The following is a 23,592-nucleotide window of genomic DNA, read 5'->3' on the forward strand; positions in this document are numbered from 1 at the left end:
ATCATTTTCGAAAATGGTAGTACATAGCTTTAAAAAAGGAGTATTAATTATGACTAACAAACAAATTAAAGATAGAAATGATGATTTACAAGCACATACGAATCGTAATGACACACCTATAGCAACAATAGATCCAAATGCATCAGAAAATAAAATACCTGATACGCAAAAAAATATTGTGTATTCTACTAAAAACTTAGATTTATGGTATGGTGAAAACCATGCTTTAAAAAACATCAACCTCGATATTTTAGAAAATAATGTTACTGCTATTATTGGGCCTTCTGGTTGCGGTAAATCAACATATATCAAAGCATTAAACCGTATGGTAGAACTTGTGCCATCTGTTAAAACTGCAGGAAAAATTTTATATCGTGATAATAATATTTTTGATGATAAATACTCTGTTGAAAAATTAAGAACAAATGTAGGTATGGTCTTTCAACAGCCAAACCCATTCCCTAAATCAATTTATGATAATATCACATACGGTCCTAAAATTCATGGTATTAAAAATAAAAAAGTTTTAGATGAAATTGTAGAAAAATCGCTACGTGGCGCAGCAATATGGGATGAATTAAAAGATCGCTTAGATACAAACGCATATAGTTTATCAGGCGGACAGCAACAACGTGTTTGTATCGCTCGTACATTAGCAATCGAACCAGATGTCATATTGATGGATGAACCAACTTCTGCTTTAGATCCTATTTCTACATTAAAAGTTGAAGAACTTGTTCAAGAATTAAAAGAGAAATATTCAATCATTATTGTGACACACAATATGCAACAAGCAGCTCGTGTTTCTGATAAAACCGCATTCTTCCTTAATGGCTATGTAAATGAATACGATGATACAGACAAGATCTTCTCAAATCCTTCTGACAAACAAACAGAAGATTATATCTCTGGTAGATTCGGATAATTTAAATATGGCGATTATTAGACGTAAATATGAAGGCCAACTCGACGATTTAATCAAAGATTTACGTCGACTTGGTCTTCATGTATATCGTAATATTGAATACGCATTAACGTCATTAAGTGAAGAAGATCGTAACTATGCTAGACAAACTATAGCCAAAGATAAAGATATCAATGCGATTGAAACTGAAATTAACGAAAAAGTTATTATGCTTATAACTAAACAACAACCCATCGCCAGTGATTTGCGTTTAATGATGGCAGCAATGAAAATTGCTTCTGACTTCGAACGTATTGGGGATAACTCAGCTAACATAGCTGAAATTAGACTTAGAGCTAAGATCATCGATAATTACGTCCTCACAAGACTTAATACAATGGGGAAACTCGCACTTTTAATGTTAAAAGATTTAAACGATGCTGTAAGAGATAATGATATTACTTTAATTAAAGAGATCATCGAAAGAGATGTAGATATTGACGATTTATATAGAAATATAGTCAATACGACTTATTTAATAGATAATGATCCTTTTGTGGCTGGTCAAGCACATTTAGCAGCAAGATATCTAGAGCGTATAGGAGATCATATTACAAATATCGCTGAAAATATTTACTTTTTCCTCACAGGTGATCGTTACGAATCTTATAATAAATAAAAAGCTCAATAGTCGCACAGGAGTTTAATACCTTGCGACTATTGAGCTTTTATATCATTCTACAAGCTTTACACTTGCTCAATTTTATCTGTAAGTTTTTCTAATTCATCAACTAGACTGCCTATATAACCAATTGTTGATTTTAAAGGAGCATCTGTACGAATATCAATATTAGCGATATCTGCAAGTGCTACCGGTGATTTACTACCACCAGCTTTCAATGTTTCTAACCAAGCATCGACTGCAGGTTGTCCTTCATTTTGAATGCGTTGAGACATAACTGTACCAATTGTTAAGCCAGCAGAATACGTATAGGAATATAATCCCATATAATAGTGTGGCTGTCTCATCCATGTCAATTCTGTACCTTCAGTCAATTTAACACTATCACCAAAGAATTGGCCATATACATCTAACATAATTTGATTGAGTACAGGAGCCGTTAACGATTCTCCATTATCCACTTTATTATAAACTTCACGCTGATATGCTGCTTCTAATAAATGCGTAACCATATTATGATAGTAAGTTCTTGAAACAATCGAACCAATTACCCAACGCTTAAATTTAGCATTATCACTATTTTTGAACAGATAATGAGACATTAGCATTTCATTCATTGTCGACGGTGCTTCAACAAAATACATCGAAGCTTCTGACTCTAAATAATTTTGGTGATTCTGAGCCAAAGTAAAATGACCAGCATGACCAAGCTCATGTGCTAGAACAAACGTTTCAGTCATTTTACCAGTCCAAGAGATAAAGATATATGAATGTGATGCGTAAGGACTTGCACAGTATGCACCAGTATCTTTACCTTTATTTTGAGCAAAATCTATCCATCTATCATTGTATGCTGATTCAACCATTTTCAAGTAATCTTCACCTAAGACTTCTAAAGCACCATAAATATATTGCTTAGATGCTTCAATTGAAATTTCTGGTTCATAATCCGGATCAATAGACACTTTCAAATCTTCGAATCCCATAACTTCTAAGCCATGAACGCGTTTGATTAGCTTAGCATATTTTTGCATAATTGGAGCCAAATCACTCATAATTACATCAATTTGGCGATTAAACATATCACGTGTGACTTCTTGATCTTGCAATAAATAATCAATAACTGAATCATAACCCCTTAAATCTGCTTCTATTTTCTCTTGCTGAACTTGCATATTGTATGTAGCAGCAGTAGTATGTTGGTATTTACGTAATGCATCGCTGAAATATTTGAAGCTTGTTTTTCTAAACGTTGCATCTGGATTATCTTCATATTCATTTTCAAATGTTGCATAATCTAAAGGATAGGCTTGATTATTGTGTTCAAAAGATTCAAAGTTTATGTCCAACATTTTAGTAGTGCCATATAACTCATATGCGCTTTCAAAAGTAGGGGATAAACTTGCTAATACTTTTTCAACTTCTGGTGATAATTCATATGCTTTTTTAGATTTAACTTTAGTAAGAAAATGGGGGTATTTCGACGCGTTAATTAGTTCATTTAAATCTTGTTCGGATAACGCTATAATCTCTGAGACTACAAAGGATAACTCACTTGCAATTTTGCCATAAGATGTAGATAGTTTTGCACTTAGCTTCTGTGACAATTCGTTGGCCGTATCTACACTTAAACGTAATTCTGCGTAATTCGCCATTTTGTCTAATTGAATTAATATTTCAGAATAGTCATCCAAAGCTTGTTCAATTATCTGCACATCATTCAACTGGTTAACATATTGAGCATTTAATGCTTTAGCCGATTTAATAGTCTCTGTTAAAGTTTGATAAAATTCATCGTCTGAGTTGAATAAATCTGTAACGTTCCATGTTTCTTCTATGGGAACTTCTTTTCTGAATGGTAATGTTTCAGTCATTGAATCACTCCTAAAATTTATTTAGTATTCACAGTTAATTATACATGAAAGCACCATAAGAAATACAACCGTAAGTTTAGTGAAATTCAAAGTAGGGAACAATTATAAAATAGATTGACTACACATGAATCCGCAGATATTATTAAATTATACATCCACAGTCGGAGACTGTTCATATGAAAATATAGTACAATTAAACAAACACCACTTAAAATCAGGTTTTAAAATATAAGGAGTGCAATAGATGACGATTTTTGATATGCCTAATTTTTTATGGATTTCAATTGTTGCAGTAATAGTCGTAACTGTTTTTTGTAATCTTGTATTAAATAAATGGTTTGCGACAGCTGTTCTAACATTTATAGTTTTGGCAATAGCGGCGTTTCTAATTCCTAATTTCCAAGACATTACATATGAACCATTACTAGGGTTTGCAGCTTTCATGGCTGTTCTAAGCTTAATTATTAGCTTTTTGGTATGGTATTCTACGAGAAATTGGAGACGTAAACGTCGAGAGAAGAAAGCCAAAAAAGAGATTCGTAAACGTGGAGGAATAACACAAGACGAAATCGAAAATTACAGAGAAAAAAGATAAATATTTATAAAAGGAATTGTAGCATCTATGTTACAATTCCTTTTATCATTATCACCAAATAGGTCAGTGGGGGGATTATTTATAAGCTTTTTGTATTTGCTCCAGTTGTTCGATAGTTAAACCAATACCACCTTCACCGAAAAACCAACTGTTTGGTTCAAAAAGTGTAACATCATTATTTCTAATTGCTTTTGAATTTTTAATAACATCATTTTGTAACGCTTGAGGTATGGGTTTACTATGTTCATTAGCTTTTTTAGTTCTATCGATAACAAATAATTTATCAGGATCAATTTCATTTAAGTATTCATTAGAAATAAGTATGCCACTTGAATTAGCTTTCATTTGTTTATCAGCGTGTTTAATACCTAAATCTTTATTTAAGAAACCTCCAAACCTTCCTGTAGAACCATATGTTTTTAAACCTTTATCATCAACATTTAAAAACAAGACTGATTCATCACCAATTCGTTGTTTAGTTTCAGCAACTTTGTCATCTAGTTGTGTAACTAATTTCTTTGCTTCTTTTTTCTTTTCAAAAATCATACCAATATTTTCGGTGTTTTGCTTAATTGAAGCTATGTAATTATCATTTTGTGGACTTATAAATACAATTTTTGCATTTGGCGCAGCTTTCATCATTTCTTCCAAAGTTTTAGTATGCGCTTGTCTGAAAGAAGCAAAAATAACATCTGGTTTAGACTTTGCTAACTCATCATAATTAGGTTGACCTGGATTTCCGAGGTTTTTATATTTACTATTCTTAAATGATTTTAATCTATCCGGTAAAAATGAAGCTCCTTGTCCCTTAGCAATAGCAACTATATGGTTTTCTAATTTTAATTGTTGTAATACATCTAACGCTCCATAATCCATCACTACAACCCGTTTAGGATTAATAGGAACCTCAACGGTTTCATGTTTCATTTCGCCTCTATTATGGTCCTTATTCTTATCTTTGAACTCATAAGAAGTTTTAATTTTAACTGTTTGTTTCGATTCTTTATCACTGTGAGCATGATTACAAGCACCTAAAAATAAAACACATAAAGCTGTTAACATAAAGAATATAAATTTATTCATATGCAATTCCTCCTTTAATCTAGAAGTTAATTATATATTAACTGAAAATCATTATCAATTAGAGTTTTTGCAAGACTTATTGATTGTGTGATATTTGTAGAAACTTTAAATAATCGTTACGATTGTATAAATAACATAAAATAAAGCAATGAACTAAACATTAATATTGAGTAAATACGGAACTTATAAATTGAGTAAATGCGGCCGGTTTAATAATTAAAGTAACAATATCGTTTTAATATACAACAAATAAGATGTACTAAAATACAACACTTAGCAGTCAGCAAAAAACAAATAGCTCTATATATGGTGAAATAGGGTCAAGAACTTAAACATTAACAAAACAGATATAACTTCCTATAATATATATTATGTAAACTAAAATGAATTTCAAAGTTTTAATCATCTAAATATTAGGCATTTGCTTCAAATCACATTATTTATTTTATGTATTAAAGCATAGTTACATATACACATAATCATTGCATTATCTAAAAAACCTTAGCTAGATACATATATGAACGAACCTGCACGTATTTTACATACTATAATTCGTAACCTAAGCTTGCTTATCGTCATCCGTTTACACATTTACTTAAAAGATCACATATACATAGACACATACAATTATTTTACCGTATTCATTTAAAACACACTGGATAATATCCAATAATACATAGCTGTTTATTTGCAATTAATCGATAAGTATACACGGACATCTTATTCGATGCTCAAAAATCAAAATCTCAGCGTCAAAATCCAGTAAATAAATAATAGAAAAGCAATTGTTCGCTTTAATATGTGCTATTATAACTATTAGAACCATCAATCCTTATCATATGGTTTTGATTTTGTTATTACTTATATAGGGTTACATAACATAATTATAGTTTACTTAAAAATAAGGTTTTTCCTCTCATTTTTTGGGATTTATGAGTTAGTAAAAAGTTTAAGTTCGACATTGATACAGCAATCTTCATTCATTAAATACTTCAGTTAAATCAACGACTTAATATTTCTTGTTATCAGTGTATTTATGATAAATTTTCCAGAAGAAAACTTATTTGCTATAACTTGGTTTATTGGTCTTTTATTTATAATTAATGGTTTTTCAGAAGTATTTATACGATAAGTAATCAAAACAACAGCACAGCAAAGTTCGACAAAGCGCGTTATATAAGTGATTATTATTAATGTAGCTTTTAATACGTTTAATGTAACGCATGTAGGAAAATTTTATTCAGGTTATATTATAATTTAATATGCTCATAGCAGCATTCATTATTGCAATATTTATTTGGGCTTTGTTCTATCATGTAGGTATCACCTATATGATAGATGCATTACATTAATCACTTTTTATTTATTCAAACTACTATTATGAATAGCAAAAAAGCAATTGTAATCAAAAACACCCTAAACTCAATCTTTTAGGGTGTTTTATATGCTAATTTTATAATATAATAATTGTTTTTACTATAAAATTATTTTTATGCTTGGGTATTGAAATTGTTTTACCCTATGCTATACTAAATTACGTGGAGTACAACCAGAATCGAACTTCTCAGACTATTCCACACTTTAGTTCACTGTTATATTGGAATGCCATCCTAATATAACCAACTTCAGAACGAAAGAAAGCATACTGACTAGGGCTTAACAACATCAGTATGCTTTCTTTTTTTATTATTTTCTAACCTTTTTTCTTAAGTTATTCAGTGTATTAAACAACCAGTATTTCGATTTCTTGATTGGTTTGTAGAAGTCACCGATTAATTCTTCGATTTGTACATTAAAACCACGTTTAAAGCGATAAACTCCGTAATCCTCACTGTTTTCAGTGAAATCACCAGATAGTCCATAGAAATTATAACGTCCATATCCATGATCAAAACAATAATTCAACATGAACCAATGCATCATATAAGGTCCCATATATTGGTTATATTTTTCTGAAGAGCCACCTGAGAAATAATTTACTTCATATGCATTTGCAAAGTAAACACCTGCCGCTAGATTCAATATCGCCCCATCAGTTTGTCTTAATTCACTTGCATGAAGCAATTCCTTTTTATCATGATCAATTTGTTTATCTAACTCGGCAATTTTTTTCAATTGCTTATCTGATTTGTTTTCATTTTGCATCATTTGATCTCTACGTGCTTCTTTTTCATTAATACCCTCTTGTGTATTATTGATATATTCATCTAAATCAATATATGCCAATGGTACTAACGCTTTATCTCCATAATTATCAATAAAATTATAGAAATATTCATCTGTTTTTGAAACAAAACCAGCACGTTCTTCCGTTTCACGATAAAGTTCTAAGAATATACCAAATTCTTCTCTTGGTAATAACCTTACTTTAACACCGTAATTAATTGCTTTATTTATGTTTCGCTTACGTTGACCATCGAACTGTTTTTTTAATGAAGCTGGTGTTTCACCATCAAGATTCAATACACCCATCCATCTCACTTGGCTTGACGTGTCATATTCCGTTGTAAAACCATGATGCGTATAGTTGTGAGATTTGAATAAATTTACTAATGCATCATTCTTATCTTGGTTCGGTAAAGGATTAATATCTTTATCGTAAATTTGATAAATCCAATATGGATCCATTTTTACATATAAGCAATTATGTTGTTGCAGATACGTATCTAATTCACGTAAATAAAAATCAACTAAACCTAAATCATTGTAATCCATCACTGGTCCACGATTTGAATAATAAACATAGCTTCCCATTGTAGGGATTTTAGAGAAAAGACTAGCAGCAATAACTTGATTGTCGTCATCTTTTAAGCCTAATAAAACAACTTGAAATCCATCTTCTTCTCTTGTCGCAATATTTTCTTTCACTTGAAAGTAATGACTCTCCAGTGCTGGATTCTGTACAAAATTGTCATATTCTTTGACAGTTAACTCTGTAAATTTCATTCTAGCTTAGTTCCCTTCTATTAAATGTTTATTTCTTTTTATCTTTTATTTTCTTTAATGTCGTATAAATTTTGTACATTGGTTTATTGATTGGTTTAATAAAGTCACCAACATATTCCACTACATCCGCATTAAATCCTTTTTTAAATTTAACTACACCTGCGTCTTCTGCATCTTCTGTAAAATGACCACTAATTCCATAAAAATTATATCTATCAATATTGTGATCAATAGCATAGTTAATCATCTTCCATTGAATGGCATAACTACCAGCAAAATGTCTAAACTCATTCGACGTCCCACCTGCATAATACACAACTTCATAAGGATTAATGATGAAATATGCTGCTGAAATTGGTAATTCATTACCATGTTTTTCTTGTAAAACTTTAGCTTCATCTATTTTTTGTTGATTCGCTATAAGTTGTTTCTCTAGATTATCTTTTTTGTTATATGCTTTTTTATTTTCAGGTCTTTTCTCGATATCTTTTACTGCTTTACTGATATCTTTGCTTAATACCTCACGTTCGGCTTGCAATTCTTCAATATATTCATCGAAATCCATATAAGCCAAAGGCACTAATACGCGATCCTTGTAATACCTTAATCTATTATAGTAAAAATCATCGTCTCTATCGTCAAAATCTTTAGTTTCAGATGTATCTTCCATGAACGAGCGGAAAATTGGCAACTCGTCTTCTCCTAAGAACCTTACTTTCACACCATTTTTTTGTACTTTTTTAGTATTACGTTTACGTAAACTATCCATACCATTTAATACATCTTTAGCTGTTTTACCTACTAAATCCAGTACAGAGTGGAATCTAATTTGAATAATTGAATCGAAACCAGTTAAAAATCCTTGGTGTTTATAGCCAAGCTGTTTCATTTTATCGAAAATCCAATCATGTCCTGCATTCTCCAATACCTCACCATCATGATTACGGTATTGATATGCTAAATAAGGGTCAACTCTTAAAAAAAGCGCATTATGTTTTTTTACATATTTAGATAGTTCATTGAAAAAGTAATGTACTAATTCTTTATTTTCAAAATCTATAACCGGACCTCTATTAGTGTAAAAATACTTGAAAAACTTCATTACTGGCACCGCGGTTAATAAACAAGCTGCAATGACTTCATTTTCATTGTTTTTTATACCTACTAAATGCGTTTCAGTACTTTCTGCAATTTTTAATTCATAATTCCCTACCATTTGTGTGAAATGGCTATTTGGCATTTTATCTGTAAATGCACCAAACTCTTTTGCAGTTAAATTTGTAAATTTCATTTTTATATACTCCTAATTGTCTATAATTCTTTTTCGAGTTAAACTTCAATCTTAATTATTATACAATATTCATTCATAAAACAAAATCAATACCCTGTCCACAATGCTTTATATTCGTGCTGTGTCTTACAATTATATCATTACTTCTATTCTAACAAAGTATTTATATTTAATCTTTCATCAGCATTATTTTAATTATTAAAAAGTGTTTTAATATTCATGTATTGACCAAAAGTATCTTAATAATAATATTTAAAAAACAATATTCCCTTTATATTACACTTTTAATATAGGCAATCATGTTTACATTTATCTGTTTTGATTTCGCCCTTCTTCAACTATATTAAATTCAAATATTACTGTATATTTGGCTACTTCTTAAAATATAATAAAAACTGGGAAACTTAATAAGTCTCCCAGTTTTTTTATTTAGCACAAATCACTAATAAATTATCATTGTGTTTATTTTAATGCATCACGTAACGCTTTACCGATAGCAACACTTGATTGTGGATTTTGTCCAGTGATAAATTGACTATCTGATTCTACGTGTTCGCTAAAGTTTTCTTTAGTTATGAACTTAGCACCTTGATTTTCTAATTCTGTTTGAGTTAAGAATGGTACTTTATTTTCTAAGCCCATTGCGCGTTCTTCTTCATCTGTAAATGAAGTAAGCGTAACACCGTTAACTAAGAAATTACCTTGTTTATCTTTGGCACCAACAAATGCACTTGGACCATGACATACAGATGAAATAATTTTATCTTCGTCTTTAAAATCAGCTAATATAGATGATAATTGTTGATTGTGTGCGTAATCAAATACTGTGCCGTGACCACCAGGTAGATACACAGCGTCGTACTGAGCTACATCTACTTCTGCAATACTAGGCACATCTTTAATTTTCGCTACAAATTCTGCATATTTATCAAGTTCGTTGTTTTGTGTTGAATTTGGATCTAAAGGAACTGCACCACCTTCAATAGAAGTTATATCTACAGCAATGTCTGCCTCTGTTAATATATTATAAGGTTCGCTCGCCTCTTCTAACCACAATCCTGTTGGCGTTCCATCATCATATTGATCTCTGCTTGTTAGTATGAATAAAACTTTTTTACTCATTTTATATCACCTCTTTATAAAATAAGGATTATCATCGATACAATATATACCAAGAATCCTCTGATAATCTGTTACCCTTATTTTAACAAATCTATACATAAAATTATTGTGGAATTTTATTGATTAAGTGCATTTCTTATAGATTTCAAGTAATTCAACATATTTTTTTCGCTATCATTTTCAAATCGTTTAACAATTTCACTACCTATAACTACACCATCTGATGACTCTGTAATATCTTTAACATGTTCCGGTGTTCGTATACCAAAACCAGCAACTACGGGAACCTCAGATTTATCTTTTATTTTTTTAATTCTATCTTTTAAATCAGGATGAAATTTACCATTTTCACCAGTTGTTGCATTCATTGTTACAGTGTATATAAAACCCTCTGCATCTTTGGCAATTTGATTACTTCGAGATTCAGATGTCGTCATAGCAATTAATGAGATGATTTTTGTCTTTCTTTGTGGATGGCGTTCTTTAAATTGTTGCACTAATTCATGTGGCAAGTCAGGGATAATTAATCCGTATATACCAGCACGTTCACATACTTGTAAAAAGTCTGATTCACCATAGTAATTGATGATATTATAATACGTCATTAATACATAGTCACTTTGAATTTCATCACGATGTTCTGTGAGTTGATCCAATATAAATTGTATATTTACACCTTCTTGAATTGCTTTATTACCAGCGTCCATAATGACAGGTCCATCAGCTACTGGATCAGAAAAAGGCACCCCCACTTCAATAATATCGGCACCTACATTACTTAATGTTTTCACATTTTCAATAAAATGCTTATTCCCCATAACATAAGGTATAAATAATTTATGCATGTTTGTCACCGTCCTGTTTCATATAATTTCTAATTGTTTCCATATCCTTATCACCACGACCTGATACTGTAACAACTAAGATTTCATCTGAGTTCATAGTCGGTGCTAATGTTTCTACATAACTTAAAGCATGTGCGCTTTCAATAGCAGGAATAATGCCTTCAGCTTTAGTGAATCTAACAAGCGCATCCATCGCTTGTTTATCACTCGCAGTTGCATACTTCACTCTGCCGATATCATGATAATACGAATGTTCAGGACCAACGCCAGGATAATCTAGTCCAGCTGAAATAGAGTGTGCTAATTCAATTTGTCCATGCTCATCTTGAATCAGGTACATCTTGGTACCGTGTAACACACCTTCTTTACCTTTATTTATTGCTAATGCATGTTTGTCTGAATCAAAACCTTCACCAGCTGCTTCGACGCCATATAGCTTTACATCATCTTCGACAAACGGATAAAACGTTCCAATCGCATTTGATCCTCCACCAACACAAGCAACAATTGCATCAGGTAAGCGACCTTCAATTTCTTGAACTTGTGCTTTGATCTCTGTACCTATAATTTTTTGGAAGTCTCTTACAATAGTAGGAAATGGATCTGGGCCTAACGCAGAACCTAATAAATAATGCGTATCTTCTACATGACTAACCCAATATTGCAGTGCCTTGTTCACTGCATCGGATAGTGTTCCTTGACCTTCAGTTACTGGTTCTACTTTTGCGCCTAATAATTCCATTCGAAAAACATTTAGTGATTGTCTCTTAATATCTTCTTCACCCATAAATACAACAAGTTCCATATCAAACAATGCAGCTACTGTTGCACTAGCCACGCCATGTTGACCTGCACCTGTTTCAGCAACCAGTTTGTTTTTGCCCATACGTTTAGCCAACAATGCTTGTCCAAGCGCGTTATTTATTTTGTGTGCGCCAGTATGATTTAAGTCTTCACGTTTCAAATAGATTTTGGCACCACCTAATGATTCCGAGTATGACTTAGCATAAGTCAATGGCGTTTCACGACCTACATAATCTTTTAAATAACCATCGAGTTCTTCTTGAAATTTAGGATCTTCTTTTGCCTCTTGATATGCCTGTTTAAGTTCTTGTACTGCTGGCATTAATGTTTCTGGTACATATTGCCCACCATAATTACCAAAGAAACCAAACTCATCTACTTCTGTTTGGATGTTTTTTACCATAATTAATTAGCTCCTTTTACAAGTTCTATTATTGATTGCATTTTACATTTATCTTTAACATTATTCGTTTCTATACAACTAGCAATATCATAACCACTATGTTGTAGTGATAGTTGTGCAATCTTTTGGATATTTTCATAATTGATTCCACCTGCAATCAAATAATCAATATCTCTAATAACTTCCAACATTTTCCAATCATACACTTTACCTGTACCACCATAATTTTGTGATGGTGTGTCTATAATAAATTGGTCTATTACATATTTATAATATTCAATTGCTGTCAGTAATGATGCACTATCTTTAGCTGGCAAAGCTTTAATAATTTTTATATCTTTATTTTTTTGTCTTATATATGAAATGGTAGACAATGGTTCCTCACCGTGCAATTGAATGGATGTGATACCAGTTTCTTCTATTAAACTATCTATCACCTTATATTCAGGATTCACCAAGATAACGACCTTTTCTTTATCTTCAGGGATAATATCTGTAAATTGCTTAATAGTTTGGATGTCAACAAATCGCTTACTTTTGGGAAAATGGATAAAACCCATCGCATCGATGTCCAAATCTTTTGCTTTTTTCACATCAGCTAATTGACGAAAACCACAAAATTTTAACTTCATTGCTTCACCTTATTTAATTTTAATCCTGGTAAAAACTGACTCAAATCATCACATTTCATTAACGATTCACCAATCAATAAACCATCAATACCAGAATCTACTATATTAGCTACATCTTGTTCATCACGAATGCCACTTTCTGAAATATAATAATAACCATCTTTTTTATTTTCTAAAATTTCATTAGTATGCAAGACGTCTGTAACAAATCTTTTTAGATCACGATTATTCACGCCAATAATCTGTGGATTCAATTGATAAGCACGTGATAGCTCTTCTTTATCATGCACCTCAACAAGTACTTCTAAATTTAATGACGTTGCATATTGATATAACTCTTTTAATTGTTGATCGGTTAAGACATTGACAATCAATAGAATAATTGAAGCACCTGCTTTTTTAGCTACATCTATTTGTACTTTATCTACGACAAAGTCTTTACATAATACTGGTAAGTCAGTTTGCGTAGTTAAGGATTGTAAACGTTCATAGCTACCGCCAAAGTACTGCTCATCAGTTAATATTGAGACTGCGTTTGCTCCGTTTGCTTCATAATTTTTAACTTGCTGCGTTAAATCCCTACCAGGCAATTCATTTAATGTTGGGCTTTTAGATTTAATTTCTGCAATAACAGCTAAACGATTTGATTCATCTATTTGTGCTTTAAATGTAGTTTTATGTGAAATATCTACATCATCAAGTGTTTTTAATTTTTCTTCATAATAGCCCTGTTTAAGCAAATCCTTTTTATATAATACGATTTCATCCAATATAGTCATACGTTTTTCCTCCCATTTTGTTATATTGCGCTAATGCTTTGCCTTCATCAATCAATTTCTGTGCTTTACTTACACCTTCTTGAATTGTACTCACTTGCTCTGATACATATAGTGCAATACCAGCATTCAATACAACGACATCTCTTTTAGCACTGCGATCTGTTCCATTTAGAATATTTTTAGTGATTTCTAAATTTTCAGCTGGTGTACCACCGATTAATTCTTCATTTGGCGCATAATCTAACCCAACATCGATAGCATTTAAAGTATAAGTTTTAACACTTTCATTTGTGTTTACTTCATATATTATATTGTCTCCAGACAAGGTTGCTTCATCCATACCATTAGCCCCATACACTACAATTGCTTTTTTGCGCCCTAAATCTGCTAACGTTTGAGCAATTTTGTCTAATTTTGAAGTTTCATACACACCCATAACCTGATAATCTAATTTAAATGGATTGATCATCGGTCCTGTTATATTAAAAATTGTTGGATTACTCATATGTTTTCTTATAGGTTGTATTTGCTTCATAATTGGATATGTTTCTGTTGCACTCAAAAATGCTAAACCTGTATCGGTTAATTGACTCGGTGTCTGTTCTACAGAAGTAGTTTGAATTTGCATCGCATTGAGTAAATCTGTACTTCCTGATGATGAGGTAACACTCTTATTACCATGTTTTATAACTGGAACCTTGGCACTCGCGATTATAAAAGAGACAGTAGTTGAAATATTGAAGCTATTAGATTTATCTCCACCAGTACCGCAAACACACATACTATTTGGATAATAAGGCTGTTGATCATACATAGAATGTATCAAACTTTTAGCAATGTATGTTAATTCTTCCTGTGTAATTTCTTTTTCGGAAAACGAAGTTAAATATTCTATTTTCACTTCATCTTTCACATCTTCAGAAATAAGTAACTCAATAAATGCATTCATTTGTCGTTGATTTAATGGTTTATATTGATTGAGTAATGCTTGTAATTCCATGACTTTCAACCTCCTCTACTATATTTAAAAAGTTTTTAATAATTTGTTCTCCAAATTCAGTTGCAAATGATTCCGGGTGATATTGGATACCATAATGTAATAACTGCATATGTTCGAATGATTGAATACAATCTTTCGTTTTTGCTGTAATTGCTAAAGATTTAGGCATCGTTTGTGGGTTGCTAATAAGTGAATGATATCTCATTATTTCAGAATATTCTGGAATATCAATATATAACTTTGTTTCTTTTATGATTTGCATTTGATCTTTTTTACCATGCATAATATGTTCACTTTGGATTACATCTCCCTGATGATAACAAGTTAACGCTTGTGCACCTAAGCACACACCTAATATAGGTTTATTTTCATAGTGCTTAATAATATTTATTAGATTATTCGTATCTAACGGATGACCAGGACCTGGTGATATCACAATGCCTTCAACATTTAAATTATATATACTAGGGTCATCTGGATATTTAATAATCACTTCTTTATGTTTTGCTATCATATTCACTAAATTATAAGTAAAAGAATCATAATTATCGACAATTAATATCATGGTGATACCTCCAATAAGCTTTTTGCTTTCAACTTCGTTTCTTCAAGCTCTTTTTCAGGTATAGAGTCAAATACTACACCGCAGCCTGCTTGAACATTCACATGCGTCTCATCAATCATCATCGTTCTTATGGCTAATGCAAAATCTAAATCATGATTACAGTTAATATAACCAATCCCACCACTATAAACGCCACGCTTATGTGGTTGTGATTCGTAGATACGTTGAATCGCTCTGAGTTTTGGTGCACCCGAAACCGTGCCTGTAGGTAATAAACTCGCAATTACTGTCATTGGAGAATAATTATTTTTTAATTTACCAGTTACTTCACTCACGATGTGCATTACATGTTCATAGCGTTCAATTGTCATTAGTTTTTGGATTTTTGACGTTCCTGTTTGACTTACTCTATGAATGTCATTGCGTCCTAAATCAACTAACATACTATGTTCGCTTAATTCTTTATCATCATTTTTCAACTGCGTTTCATTTAATTTATCCTCATCTTCGGTAGCACCTCTTTTAATTGTTCCAGCAATTGGATTAGTGATTACCGTTTCACCCTGTACCTTTACAAAACTCTCAGGTGAACTTCCAACAATAATAGGTTTATCCATATTCATATAATACATATATGGACTTGGATTTTGCCGTTTTAGATTTTGATAAAGTTGATATGACAATTGTTGTAGCTGTTGTCCAAAAAAGTGTTCGTAGCTATAAATAATCGATGGTACTACTTGGAACATATCTCCTTGTTGGATAAGTGTTTTCATATGTTCAACCGTTTCAACAAATTGTGTTGGCGCCATATTAGATTTTATTTCCTTCTCTGTTAAAGGATGTTCAATTTGTGTTGGATAAATATTAATTTTTTGTAACTCTGCCACACGACGTTGCACACGTTCCTGTAATTGTGAGTCATTATCATTGGAAAATAAGTTTGTCGCTATAACATATAAGTGCTCTTTATAATGATCAAAGATATAAACATCCTCTACCATATAAAACTTCGTATCATGTTGTGGGTGATCTGCTAATTCAATTTGCTTTAATACCGGAAATTCATGTCTCACTAGATCAAAACTACATGACCCTACGAATCCGGAGATAAATGGTAATTGCGCCAATATTTCGTCATCTATCGCCGTTTTGTATTGATCAATCAGTTCCTTCATCTTGTCATATGGTTGGTTACGTTCTATGTTTATTCCATTCGGTGTGTCTACAGTCATTGCATCATTGTCCAAAGTAATAGATCCATACGTGTCGAAAATGACAATAGAATAACGCCCTTTTAATTGAGATTGATCTGAACTTTCTAAAATTATTTTATTATTTCTTAATCTTGCTAGTGCTTCTGGGGTAACTTCAGCATTTAATTTTTGATATTGTACTTTCATATTACTTTCCTCCTTATAAAAAAATCAGCATCCTTAAACAATGTTCAAGGACGCTGACGCGCGGTACCACCTAAAATTAGTAGATAATCTAGTTTCTTTAAAACCATCTACTCTCTCTTTGTTATATTCATTTGTAATCCAACAAAACCCAATTTCAGTATATGTAGGTGTTAGTTCTCATCAACCACTAACTTTCTGTGACTACCTAATCATCACTTACTTCATTTTGTCTTCCAATTCAGTTCAATTTTAATATAAAAAAAACACCACACTAACGCATACTGTAAGGACGCGTTACCGTGGTGCCACCTTAGTTAACAAATTGATTGTTCACTTTAATTGCTATTTAATTTTCATTTAAAAGCCCAATTCACAATATATGCAGTGCTAATTTCCATCAACCATTAGCTTTCTTATTGCTACATCACATATTTGCTACGTTATCTTTCAAATGGCAACCTCTGTTGCGATTAGTAATTAAGTAAAATCCTACTAGTATAAATCGAATTTGTCAACATTTAAATTTAATTCATGAATTCTATTACCATCTTCAATGGTGAATCAATGATTAAAAAGCTTGTATTCACACGTTTTATCGTAATCTATCTTCATTATTTTGATATTTTTCATAATTATCTTTCGGTGCTACTTTCTTAATAATATTTGCACCTATTACAAATAAAAACAAGAATATGATTGGATGATAAGGTATCTTATGATCTGCAAATGTTACATAAGCAGCATATAACAATATTAAAAGCCAAAATATAGTAAATAGTATAGCCCTCAAACTTGGTTTTTTCATAGTTTATATTCTCCCAAATTGCATTTTCATTTTTACAACAAAATTTTATTTATAATTTCGTTCTAACTACTCACCCTCTATTTTAAAGCTATCATAGTAAGATGCAATAGCTAAAGTGAAAATCATAGTTAGTTGATGTAAAAGGTAATTTTAAATATAGCAATCTATTATCTATTTTTACTTTCTTTTTGTATCAAACAATAATTTACATTATTTCTTTATTGTATACTTAAATAAATTTCTTCATAGATACAATATGTAACGACTTATTATTCGACTTATCAATAGTATAATTATCAAATATAAAATAACCTATATCTTCATAAAGACTAACATTTCTTTTTACATTCATACGAACTTTACATGTAATTTCTGATGCACCTTTATTTTTTGCATATATTTCTAATGCCTTTAATAAATGCTTTCCTATACCTTTTCCTTGGTATAAGGGGTCTACAGATAGTCGATAAAAATTCATTTTATAATGATCTATTTTAAATCTAGCCATTGCCACTGGTTCATCTGACTCATATGCGATTAAAGCTTTTTCGCCTTCTTCCAATAATGCTACACTAACACTCTTTTCTGTTTCCTTTAAAGCGCTAGATGGAATTTCATCATTTTTGTATTCTGAAAATGCTTTAATCATCAACTTGTGAATGATTGGCGCATCAGAAATCGTTGCTTCTTTAAAATCCATTATTTACAGACCCCTCTTCGCTTAGAAATCGTTATAAACAATTTGCTTCACATTTTTAATTGCTGTGGTAAGGGCAGTGCCAAATACTCCAATCCAAAAGACTATATTTTATTTAATATAATTAAATAACTATAACGCTTACAAGTTAAATAATTTGATGTATTTTATGATAGTTCCATTACAACACTTAATTTCATTAAACTACGAATTACACATATACGAAAAATTGTATACTTTTTGTATAACTCCTTATATTATTCACAATATAAATAAATAATAAACTCTATAATAGTTAAATATTTAATCCTTTTTTAATAACCTCACTCTAGTGAAACATTATTTCACTAAATTCATCTATTTAATTTGCATTGGACAATCTGTTTAAAAATATTACTTTTCAAGCACAATAAACAAAATTAATTTATAAATTGTGTAATTTTTATACTAAATACTTATATTATTTGCTAATATGAATACATACTATATTTCATTCTTACTGGGAATTTGAATTTTATTTAATTCATTAGAATAAAAATATGATATGAATGTGTTGTTTATTTATTTCAAAACATAAAGGAGGTTCTTATAGAAGAAAAATTTCTATAAAGTAAATTTAACGATGATTAATTAAAAATTCTACAAGGCAAAACATAGAAAATACTGTTTACTATTACTAAAGGGAAATTAAAGCCTCGAATCGAAGCATTATGTTAAATTTTATATTGTTCGAAATATAAAATTATCTTGATTAAACGGGGTTCTTATTATTTAAGGAGTTTAAAATAATGATATATACAGTTACAAGTACACTTCCTCCAGTGCACGGCGGAAGAACAAAATCTTTATTGGGAAGAACGAAATTTTTAGATGAAGAATTAGGTATCCCTTCCACAATATTAACTACCAATTACAATCCTAATTATAATGATGTATATGCAAGTTTTTTTAAAGAAGAGAAAGTCACTGAAAACATAAAATATGAAAATATATACGATTGGTTAGCAAATTATGAGTTACTAACATCACCTCGAAGCAAAATACTAAAGAAAATCAAATATATAGAAACTCCACTTGAAATGAATGATTTGAAATATAAGTTTGGGAAAACTAATAATATTGTACGTTACTACGATAGTGACGATTCATATGTTTTATATAGAAGATATTTTAAAGACAGTAATATATTAGAGTTTGAAGACTTTATGTCTCCTATTAGTAAGAAGAGAATTCAGCGTTGGCAATATAACAATTATGGAGTATTACATAAAAAAATCTACTACTCTCCTAATAGTTATAAAAAAATTGCCGAAGAATTTTTTGATGCAAATGAAATAATTTATTGTAAGAAATTCTTTGAAGATAATGATGCTAACAATGTAATTCAAATACAAACTTATAAGGACGATCGGCCACACAAAACATTTAAAACTGAAAAACAATTATTCCAGTATTATTTTGATAACAAATTCAGTGAAAATGATACAGTGTTTTGTGATGCTAGATTACTTGATAAACCATTACTCAACAAAAAAATCAACACTAAGAATATACTTGTTTTCCACAGTAGTCACATGAATACTGATAAGGTTGAACAATCCTATAAATTTGCATTAGAAAACCATCATAAAGTATCTAAATATTTACTTTTAACTAATAAACAAAAAAATGATATACAAAACGTTAGCAGTATTAGCTCAGATAAAATTTCTGTAATACCCCACTTTATAAAGTCTAATCCATATTCTAATAATGTAGTGAAAGAAGATAGGTTTGTGTTTATAGGAAGAATTGCTGAAGAGAAACAAATTGATCATATACTAAAAGCATATTCTAAGTTTTTAGAAAGTGGTTACAATACTTCATTGGATATTTATGGACGAGGCGAATTTGGTCAAGTTTCAGTAATTGAGAATTTGATATTTGATCTTGGCATCCAAAACAAGGTGCATATTCATGGTTTTACAAATGATCCTACATCTGAATTTCAAAAATCTAAAGCTTCACTGTTAACAAGCTCCTTTGAAGGATTCGGCCTATCTGTAATGGAAAGTATAAATGTGGGGTGCCCTGTCATTTCATACGCTATAAAGTACGGACCCTCTGAAATAATTGATCATGGTAAAAATGGCTACCTTGTAGAAAAAAATAATATAGAACAATTAACTAAATATATGATAGATATTATTGAAAATCCATTAACCAATATTAAAACGAAACCTGAATTAACTTTTGATAGCGCCAAAAATAATTATAAACAATTATTTAGCTCAATAGGCTATAACTTATAATTTTATGTTAAAAGATTGCATATATGATGATCCTTAGATAAATTGAGATTGTTAATATGAAAGTTTAAGATATCTTTAATAAAAAACTCATATTTTAACAAATCACTAAATAATAAAACTCTCATTCTTAAAATTTGAGTTAGCCCTATTTTTCAAAGTGTATTTTAACAAATCATTTCTACTTAATATAAACCATTATTTCTAAATACTATTTTTAAGATGAAATTAAAGACCACCACCTATATAAGGCGTGGTCTTTTTGTGTAAATAGTAGTAATAAATCATATGAACTTTGTGTGTATGTTTATTATCAATTATTACTCATATTTCAAATTAAGTCTTTTCCTTCTATCTTATCTAATTCTTTTTTCGTCTTTTTCTTGTTATCTTTTTGTGCGCTATCCCATTGGCCAAGTAGAAACAACAATCCTATAAAGCCAAATATTATAGCTCCCCATATATTTAACCCCAGCTTTTCTGTTAAATATAAATAAATAAGAACGATTACAAATATAACAGGCACGATTGCCCCGACCATTTTATTTCCTGTTCTAAATAAAAAGTATTGAATTGCCAATAACACAGCATATAAAATAACTGGTGATAATGTTGCTAAAATGTTCAAGACAAATCAAGCTCCTTACTATTTAAAAAATGAAAAGTAAATTTTAATATAATCTTTGCTAATAATTTACTTATAGCCTTCTATAAGTTTCATAACAAGACTTTTTATATCATCATTATTGTATGGGAGCTAAACAATACGCATGAAGTAGTGCTTGAGTTGCTTTTAAAGAATCTATATGCGTACGCTCTAGTGCATGTGAAGATTCAATACCTGCACCAAACAAACCATGTCTGATATCAGCGCCTGCCTTTAATGCTGCAGAGGCATCTGACCCATAATATGGATAAATATCTACTTTATAAGGGATATGATTAAGTTGGCATAAATTAACTAATTGTTCACGTAATGCCTTATGATAAGGTCCTGATGCATCCTTCGCGCAAATCGATACTGTATATTCATCGGATGCTTGACCATCACCTAAAGCCCCCATATCAAAAGCTATAAAATCAACAATTTTTGGTGAAATTGAAGCATTTGCCCCATAACCAATTTCTTCATTGTTTGAAATATAGAACTGTATCGTATGAGGTAGTGTTAAGTTTTCATTGTTAATTGTTTTTAAAAACTCTATAATCATTGCAACACTGGCTTTATCGTCTAAATGACGTGATTTTATAAATCCTGATGGTGTGATTTGAGTTCTTGGATCAAAACTTATAAAGTCTCCTACATCTATACCTAAACTTTCAGTATCTTCTTTTGACATTACTTTTTCATCTAATCTGACTTCCATATGTTCAATATCTCTTGATATATCGTCATTATTTCTATACACATGCACACTCGTCTCGTGTAAACAGATGGTACCAGTAAAAGTTTGTCCTGATGAAGTTTCTATTTCACAATATTCTCCTTCAATAGCGTTATAACTAAAGCCACCAATCAAATCCAAGGCTAATCTGCCATCTTCTTTAATTTCTTTTACCATAGCGCCAAGCGTATCAACATGTGCAGTGATACATTTTTGTGCTTCATCGTTCTCACCTTTTACAGTGATTAATAATGCCCCTTTGTTCGTCAGTGTTGTTGTATAACCTAAATGTTCAACTTCATCTTTAACGTAATTAATTGCCTTTTCTGCGTGTCCTGATGGGCTATTAATTTCTGTTAATGCTTGAATTGTGGTGAAAATTGATTCAGTCATGCAATCCCCTCCTAATATATGTAAGTCTATTTTAACTTTTATCCTCAAAAATTGGTATAATTGTACAAAAATCTTTAACAGTTATAACTAATGTAATTTGTTTAATACTTAACTAAATTTAGTATCCTTTATTGAAATCAACTTTATTAGATACTGATTCATTATTTTCTAATTTTTTCAATGTGTTACAAAAGCATGATATGGCATCATCGATATCTGTTAACGCTGAAATATGAGGAGTAATCGTAACATCTTTCCTTTGCCATAACTCAGACTCCTCTGTTAATGGTTCTGACTCAAAAACGTCTAATACAACATGTCTTAACTTCCCTTCATTTAATGCATCTAATAAGTGGTCCGTGTCAACTACTTTCCCTCTACCTACATTTATAAAATACGCATTGTTTAAATGATCAAATTGATGTTGATTTAATAGCTTTTCTGTATCTTGTGTTAATGGTAAGGTACTAATTATATAATTTGAGCGTTCAAGTATTGTATGAGCATTTTGTATATTACTTATTTGATTAAAATAGGCTTTATCTTGACCACTATTTGAAATGCCATTTACAGTCGCCCCAAATGTTGAGAATACTTCTGCAATCTTTTGGCCTATCTCACCTGTACCTAGTATTGTTATAGTTTGATCCTTCAATGAACCTGGTGATTTAACAGACCAAACTTTAGCATTTTGCTGTTCTTTAAATTGGGAGTGATATTGTAAATCAGCTAATATATAACTCAAGCAATACTCACTCATTTTTTCTCCGAAATCACTGATTGTTCTAGTTAACAGAGTATTATCCCAACCAGAAATGGCTAAATAATTATTCACACCTGCATTAAATGTGTGCACCCATTTGACTTTAGAAGGTTCAAAATTTTCATTAGGAGCAAATCCTACATATGTATCTGCCCAGTTCATATCCTCTTGCGAAACGACATCGGTTGATTTAAAGCGTAAATTATACTTCTCTAGCTGTTTCAAATATGGCTGAAAATCAAATTCGTGTGGACCTGCAATTAAAATGTTCTCTATTTTCAAATTTTACACTCCCTTTATTTTCTGAATACCCTTATAAATAGTCTTATTTTA

22 protein-coding genes are annotated in these 23,592 nt (G+C 30.8%); 5 read left to right on the plus strand and 17 right to left on the minus strand.

Features of this window, described 5'->3' with window-relative positions:
- Positions 1-49 precede the first annotated feature (49 nt).
- Entirely contained in the window at positions 50-925 is an 876-nt protein-coding gene (pstB, locus tag LG295_RS07730) for a phosphate ABC transporter ATP-binding protein PstB (protein ID WP_318832888.1), read from the plus strand.
- A 7-nt stretch (positions 926-932) separates the two neighbouring features.
- Positions 933-1,583 (plus strand): phosphate signaling complex protein PhoU, encoded by a 651-nt coding sequence (gene phoU / locus LG295_RS07735; RefSeq protein WP_107530953.1) that lies wholly within the window; start codon positions 933-935, stop codon positions 1,581-1,583.
- 68 nt (positions 1,584-1,651) lie between these two features.
- Here the strand turns inward: phoU and pepF are convergent, their stop codons facing one another.
- Positions 1,652-3,460: an oligoendopeptidase F gene (gene pepF / locus LG295_RS07740; protein ID WP_404475607.1), complete on the minus strand. Its 1,809-nt coding sequence runs from the start codon at positions 3,458-3,460 to the stop codon at positions 1,652-1,654.
- 244 nt (positions 3,461-3,704) lie between these two features.
- Here pepF and LG295_RS07745 point away from each other — a divergent pair, with 244 nt between their 5' ends.
- On the plus strand, positions 3,705-4,055 hold the full coding sequence (locus LG295_RS07745; RefSeq protein WP_107530955.1) for a hypothetical protein: 351 nt from the start codon (positions 3,705-3,707) through the stop codon (positions 4,053-4,055).
- Positions 4,056-4,130: 75 nt separating this feature from the next.
- Here LG295_RS07745 and LG295_RS07750 read toward each other — a convergent pair whose 3' ends face one another.
- Entirely contained in the window at positions 4,131-5,138 is a 1,008-nt protein-coding gene (locus tag LG295_RS07750) for a siderophore ABC transporter substrate-binding protein (protein ID WP_404475609.1), read from the minus strand.
- 1,036 nt (positions 5,139-6,174) lie between these two features.
- Here LG295_RS07750 and LG295_RS07755 point away from each other — a divergent pair.
- A complete protein-coding gene (locus LG295_RS07755) occupies positions 6,175-6,270 on the plus strand; it encodes a hypothetical protein (protein ID WP_325999083.1) in 96 nt (31 codons plus the stop codon).
- A gap of 554 nt (positions 6,271-6,824) precedes the next feature.
- On the opposite strand, the gene LG295_RS07760 is transcribed toward LG295_RS07755, so the two are convergent.
- The 12 genes from LG295_RS07760 to LG295_RS07815 form a co-directional block, all read right to left on the minus strand.
- Positions 6,825-8,084: an aminoacyltransferase gene (locus LG295_RS07760; protein ID WP_107531962.1), complete on the minus strand. Its 1,260-nt coding sequence runs from the start codon at positions 8,082-8,084 to the stop codon at positions 6,825-6,827.
- A 28-nt stretch (positions 8,085-8,112) separates the two neighbouring features.
- The gene (locus LG295_RS07765; protein ID WP_107558857.1) at positions 8,113-9,375 is read right to left on the minus strand and encodes an aminoacyltransferase; all 1,263 of its coding nucleotides are present in this window, start codon (positions 9,373-9,375) and stop codon (positions 8,113-8,115) included.
- Positions 9,376-9,837: 462 nt separating this feature from the next.
- Entirely contained in the window at positions 9,838-10,497 is a 660-nt protein-coding gene (locus LG295_RS07770) for a type 1 glutamine amidotransferase domain-containing protein (RefSeq protein WP_107531827.1), read from the minus strand.
- Between the two features lie 116 nt (positions 10,498-10,613).
- Positions 10,614-11,342 carry a tryptophan synthase subunit alpha gene (gene trpA / locus LG295_RS07775; protein ID WP_325999082.1) on the minus strand — a complete coding sequence of 243 codons (729 nt, stop codon included), beginning with the start codon at positions 11,340-11,342 and terminating at the stop codon, positions 10,614-10,616.
- Complete coding sequence (trpB, locus tag LG295_RS07780) at positions 11,335-12,549, minus strand: tryptophan synthase subunit beta (RefSeq protein ID WP_107531825.1); 1,215 nt, start codon at positions 12,547-12,549, stop codon at positions 11,335-11,337. The genes trpA and trpB overlap by 8 nt, the downstream gene beginning before the upstream one ends.
- Positions 12,550-12,551: 2 nt before the next feature.
- Positions 12,552-13,181, minus strand: a complete 630-nt coding sequence (locus LG295_RS07785) for a phosphoribosylanthranilate isomerase (protein WP_318832891.1) — start codon at positions 13,179-13,181, stop codon at positions 12,552-12,554.
- Positions 13,178-13,960, minus strand: coding sequence for an indole-3-glycerol phosphate synthase TrpC (gene trpC / locus LG295_RS07790; RefSeq protein ID WP_318832892.1), 783 nt, complete (start codon positions 13,958-13,960; stop codon positions 13,178-13,180). Before trpC ends, LG295_RS07785 begins: the two co-directional genes overlap by 4 nt.
- Positions 13,944-14,960 (minus strand): anthranilate phosphoribosyltransferase, encoded by a 1,017-nt coding sequence (trpD, locus tag LG295_RS07795; protein ID WP_318832893.1) that lies wholly within the window; start codon positions 14,958-14,960, stop codon positions 13,944-13,946. Before trpD ends, trpC begins: the two co-directional genes overlap by 17 nt.
- On the minus strand, positions 14,929-15,525 hold the full coding sequence (locus tag LG295_RS07800) for an aminodeoxychorismate/anthranilate synthase component II (protein WP_107531821.1): 597 nt from the start codon (positions 15,523-15,525) through the stop codon (positions 14,929-14,931). The genes trpD and LG295_RS07800 overlap by 32 nt, the downstream gene beginning before the upstream one ends.
- Positions 15,522-16,928 carry an anthranilate synthase component I gene (locus LG295_RS07805; RefSeq protein WP_107531820.1) on the minus strand — a complete coding sequence of 469 codons (1,407 nt, stop codon included), beginning with the start codon at positions 16,926-16,928 and terminating at the stop codon, positions 15,522-15,524. The genes LG295_RS07800 and LG295_RS07805 overlap by 4 nt, the downstream gene beginning before the upstream one ends.
- Positions 16,929-17,520: 592 nt before the next feature.
- Complete coding sequence (locus tag LG295_RS07810) at positions 17,521-17,733, minus strand: hypothetical protein (RefSeq protein WP_107531819.1); 213 nt, start codon at positions 17,731-17,733, stop codon at positions 17,521-17,523.
- Between the two features lie 229 nt (positions 17,734-17,962).
- Positions 17,963-18,433: a GNAT family N-acetyltransferase gene (locus LG295_RS07815; RefSeq protein WP_107558748.1), complete on the minus strand. Its 471-nt coding sequence runs from the start codon at positions 18,431-18,433 to the stop codon at positions 17,963-17,965.
- Positions 18,434-19,218: 785 nt separating this feature from the next.
- Here LG295_RS07815 and LG295_RS07820 point away from each other — a divergent pair.
- Entirely contained in the window at positions 19,219-20,721 is a 1,503-nt protein-coding gene (locus LG295_RS07820) for a glycosyltransferase (protein ID WP_325999080.1), read from the plus strand.
- 328 nt (positions 20,722-21,049) lie between these two features.
- On the opposite strand, the gene LG295_RS07825 is transcribed toward LG295_RS07820, so the two are convergent.
- From LG295_RS07825 to LG295_RS07835, 3 genes are all read right to left on the minus strand, one after another.
- Positions 21,050-21,346, minus strand: coding sequence for a hypothetical protein (locus LG295_RS07825; protein WP_107558635.1), 297 nt, complete (start codon positions 21,344-21,346; stop codon positions 21,050-21,052).
- Between the two features lie 115 nt (positions 21,347-21,461).
- Complete coding sequence (locus tag LG295_RS07830) at positions 21,462-22,496, minus strand: M42 family metallopeptidase (RefSeq protein ID WP_318832897.1); 1,035 nt, start codon at positions 22,494-22,496, stop codon at positions 21,462-21,464.
- A gap of 118 nt (positions 22,497-22,614) precedes the next feature.
- Entirely contained in the window at positions 22,615-23,541 is a 927-nt protein-coding gene (locus tag LG295_RS07835) for a D-2-hydroxyacid dehydrogenase (protein WP_325999078.1), read from the minus strand.
- Positions 23,542-23,592 lie beyond the last annotated feature (51 nt).

Source organism: Staphylococcus pseudoxylosus, from assembly GCF_044794325.1.
Taxonomy (GTDB): Bacteria; Bacillota; Bacilli; order Staphylococcales; family Staphylococcaceae; genus Staphylococcus; species Staphylococcus pseudoxylosus.